The sequence below is a fragment of the Streptomyces sp. NPDC005728 genome (genome assembly GCF_040630895.1).
Classification (GTDB): domain Bacteria; phylum Actinomycetota; class Actinomycetes; order Streptomycetales; family Streptomycetaceae; genus Streptomyces.
Window position 1 is genome coordinate 1 of record NZ_JBEXYL010000244.1, and the last position, 3,301, is coordinate 3,301.

Genomic DNA, 3,301 nt, shown 5'->3' on the forward strand with positions numbered 1-3,301 from the left:
GGGGGCACTGACAGTTGGGCTGCCTAACCCAGTCGTCGGGTGGACGCCGGATCGCCCTGGCGGCGATCCGGCTGCCTCTGCCCTGCTCCGCAGGAGTCCGATTCCTTCCCGGCCCCAAGCCATCGCCCGCCGCTGCCACTACCGAAGAAGAACCAGCTCAGAACACGAATTCTGACTGGCGTACTATGGCGGCGGAGCCGGAAGTGGCTGGTCGAGGAGACCAGCCGTGCATGCCAGTGTCGCCGCCTGCACTCGGTTGGACAGGCCCAAGGTGCGCAGCAAGAAGCTGACGTGAGCCTTCACCCGCGATTCGGACTCGCGGCGGATCCTGCCGATCTCCGCATTGGACATCCCGTGCGCGATCAGCATTAGAAGGTAACGCTGATCAGCGGGCAGGCCGTCCACCGTGTTCCTGGCCTCATTGCCACGCGCCCCGGCTGAGGTGGTATAGCTCTCGATCAGGCGTCGTGTCATGGAGGGCGACACAAGTGCGTCGCCCTCGGCGATGCTCCGGACTCCAGCGATCAGTTCGTGCGGTGAGATGTCCTTCACCAGGAACCCATCGGCGCCAGCATTCAGGGACCGGTACAGGTACTCATCAAGCGCATGTGCCGTGAGCATGACGATACGAGGCCTGTTCGGTATTCCGGTGAGCATCCCGATCACCTCAAGTCCATCGAGCCCAGGCATATGGATGTCCATGATGACCACATCCGGCCTGTGGCGGCGCACCGCGTATACGACCCCGAAACCGTCACTCACCTCTCCGACGACACTGATGTCACCGGCCGATTCGAGGACAAGGCGGATTCCCTGGCGTACGAGTTGCTCATCATCGACAAGCAGGACGCTGATCATCAATCCTCCAGAGCCAAACCGTCATGCACCATCAGTGCCCCGCATCTGCACGGCCAGGCAGCCCATGTGCAGTGCCAGCCGCAGTTCAAACCGGCACCCCGGATCACGCAGGGCACTCCCGTACAGTCGCTCGATCTGTTTCATCCGGTACCTGACAGTATGCGGATGGACGCGTAGGGTGCGTGCGGCCGCCTGCGTCCCGATGCCATCCAGCATCACCAGCAAGGTCTCCACCACACGCTGCTTCTGGCGCAGGGTTAGGCCATTGAGAGGTTCCAGCCAGCGGCTCATGAACCGGTCAGCGAGCCGGCCATCCTGCAGCAGCATGAGCAGGGCCAAGTGGTCGTCCACGAGGGCCACCCTGTTCTGACCGCCGTACGTGCCGTGAAGGCAGCGAACCAGGCGACGCGCCCAGATCATGGAAATCCACGCCTCGGCGAGGGGGACCACCGGGCCCACCGCAGCCGAGAACCTCTCCGGTACCACCCGGACTTTGCTGGGCGTGTTCAGGCACGACTCCAGGGCCAGCATCTGGATCTCGCCGCCACTGACACTGGCCAACACCGCCTCGCTCTCCGCAAGGGTGACGGGACGATGCCGGTCAAGCCTGACCACCACTGCGCGCACCATCTCCGTCTCGCACCAGCCTGCTGCACAGGCAAGCTCTGCGATCATCCATGCTTCCGGCACTTGAGGCGCCAGGAAGGCTTCCATCAGCTTGTCCCGCGCCCCGCGCGCCCCCTCCGTCCGCTCCTGCCTTTCCTCCCCGCCAGGTGCCAGCAGCCCGCCAATCAGAACCGCCAAAGCTCCCTCAAGCACACTGCGGGAATGGTTCGCCGAAGCAGGGCCCACACCAGCCGCCGCAGGTCCAGCGGCCTCTGCAGGAAACCAGGACATGACATCGAGAATGTCGGACGCACCCTTCGAAAGCACCGCCACACCCCCTGCGTTCGAACACGAGCCACATGCCCCGGCACAACCCACCCCAGAGGCAGTCACCGAGCTGTCAGCCTCACGTATGCATTCGTTACGTCGCCAGGCGGAACGCCGTTCAGTCGCAAACGAAAGTCAGACTCTGACGATCCACAGAGACCTCTCCGCAGACCGCACCCGCGCCAGCAACCGGCTTCGCGCCCAACTGCTGGAGTACTCTCCCGCCCTCGAGCGTGCCTTCGACTACAGACACCTCCAAAGCCGCGCTCACCTTCCTGGCCGGCTACCAGACCCCCGCCAGCCTGCAGCGCATCGGCCAGTCACGGCTCCCCGCCTGGTTGGCCAACCGCAAGGTCCGCAATGCGTCCGCCGTCGCGGCCGCAGCGATCGAAGCCGCGAACCTGCAACACACACGTCCGCCTCAGACGCCCGCCAGGCCGTGACCTCACCCGACCCAGCAAACCGTCAACCGAGCGCTGTCCACAGCACGGGCACCGGTCGAGCGCGGCGTCGCCCAACTGAAGTCCTGGCGGATCTTCCGCAGGTCTCGGTGCAGTCCGAATCGAATGTCGTCAATCTCCGCGGCCGTGCTCACTCTGGAGCGGCAGCGCTGAAAGAACTCAGCGAGTCGGAATCGATAGGTGAATTTCATTCATAATTTCTAAATTAAATCTTCGACGTATCCCGGTCTCGGCGCACAGGCACCTCACCACCCTGCTAGTTACCGCCGCGTTGAGCTGTTTCGGCGTGGCAGACGTACGGGGGAGTAGTCGGGGGGCGTGTGGGCTGCGCAAATCGTACAGGTCGGCCCTCCCGCGGGCCGGCAGTCTCTGGAGGTCACAGAGCGTTGAGCCACAAAAGAAGCAACAACAGAAAGAGGAACGTCGCCATCGCGACGGGCGCAGTGGTCGTCCTGACAGCCGGTGTGCTGCTACCGGGGGCATTTGCCGCAGAGCCAGGTGCAGCTCCGAGCGCGGTTCCCAATAGGGCGGATGTCACGGCCTGTGCCAATGGGGGAGGAGCGGCCCCGACTGGCTCGTCGGGTGAGCATGGTTCGGCGGGGGCTGACGTGTCGGGCTCTGGTTCGGCGTCGGGGACTGGCGCGTCGGCATCTGCCTCGCTGGTATTTGACTGCTTCTCGAACAGTACCTCCGCGGATCATGGCAGTCACCCCAGCGGAAAGGGGCACTGATACCGCCGACGGTCAGCAAACCGTCTCTGCACCGGCGGACACCGGGAAGTCAGCGTAGACGTAGGGAGCGAATGCGGCGTGTGATTCATCCGAACGGCACAGGGCACCCGCCCTGTGCCGTTCTTCCGGGCCCGTAGGCTTCAGAACATGCGAGTGTCGTGCTGGAGTTGCGCTGCGTCGCCTCCAGAAAAGCCCGTAGACCGTCTCTGAGGACTTGAGGGGGCGTTACTGACTTCGGCTCGTCAAGGTGACGTTGGGTCGTCGGGGGTCAGGCCGGTGCCTGCTATGAAGCCGTTGAGGGTGTCGGGCCGGTACTGG

2 protein-coding genes and 2 pseudogenes are annotated in these 3,301 nt (G+C 64.2%); 2 read left to right on the forward strand and 2 right to left on the reverse strand.

The window, feature by feature from the left end:
• Positions 1–183: 183 nt before the first annotated feature.
• Both ABZ471_RS48110 and ABZ471_RS48115 read right to left on the reverse strand, forming a co-directional pair.
• The gene (locus ABZ471_RS48110; protein ID WP_359075483.1) at positions 184–858 is read right to left on the reverse strand and encodes a response regulator transcription factor; all 675 of its coding nucleotides are present in this window, start codon (positions 856–858) and stop codon (positions 184–186) included.
• A gap of 21 nt (positions 859–879) precedes the next feature.
• Positions 880–1,662 (reverse strand): helix-turn-helix domain-containing protein, encoded by a 783-nt coding sequence (locus ABZ471_RS48115; RefSeq protein WP_359075484.1) that lies wholly within the window; start codon positions 1,660–1,662, stop codon positions 880–882.
• 271 nt (positions 1,663–1,933) lie between these two features.
• Here ABZ471_RS48115 and ABZ471_RS48120 point away from each other — a divergent pair.
• Together ABZ471_RS48120 and ABZ471_RS48125 are read left to right on the forward strand one after the other, a co-directional pair.
• Positions 1,934–2,189, forward strand: a pseudogene (locus ABZ471_RS48120) (IS110 family transposase); the annotation flags it as partial.
• 54 nt (positions 2,190–2,243) lie between these two features.
• A pseudogene (locus ABZ471_RS48125) lies at positions 2,244–2,405 on the forward strand (IS5/IS1182 family transposase); the annotation flags it as partial.
• Positions 2,406–3,301: the final 896 nt, after the last annotated feature.